Raw genomic sequence first — 478 nt, 5'->3', positions numbered from 1 at the left:
GTTCGCTTGTGCCAGAACCGAGATACCCGCTTGTTGCAGAACCTGAGCCTTCGACAGGTTCGCCGTTTCCGTCGCGAAGTCTGCGTCGGTGATCTGCGAACGTGCTGCGCTCATGTTCGTTGCTTGCGTTTGCGTCGTCGAAATAGCAGCCTGGAACGTGTTCTGCGTTGCGCCGAGCGTTGCCTGGAAGGTATTGACGCTCGTCAGAACCGTATCGATCTGGCTCATGGCTGCTTGCGCGCCCGAAGCCGTCGAGACCGACACGCCGCTCACGCCGAGGCTGTTCGCGTCCCACTTCTGCGTGCCGAAGTTCGCCGTGATCTGCTGGCCGTTGAACGCGCCGATCTGGAAGTTGACCGTGCCGGCGCCGTTCAGCACTGCCTGGCCGTTGAACGTCGTCTGTTGTGCAACGCGCGTGATTTCCGTCAGACGCGTCGACACTTCCGACTGGAGGTTAGCCAGTGCGTTCGAGTCGAGC

At 61.1% G+C, this 478-nt stretch carries 1 protein-coding gene; it reads right to left on the bottom strand.

Features of this window, described 5'->3' with window-relative positions; genetic code table 11:
* Nucleotides 1–478, bottom strand: a 478-nt coding sequence (locus H3V53_RS43400; protein WP_336603068.1) for a flagellin, incomplete at both ends; no start/stop codon positions are given.

This window comes from Paraburkholderia bengalensis, from assembly GCF_037126505.1.
Taxonomy (GTDB): domain Bacteria; phylum Pseudomonadota; class Gammaproteobacteria; order Burkholderiales; family Burkholderiaceae; genus Paraburkholderia; species Paraburkholderia bengalensis.
The sequence above is the reverse complement of the archived record's forward strand: the minus strand, read 5'-3'. Positions and strand labels throughout refer to the sequence as shown.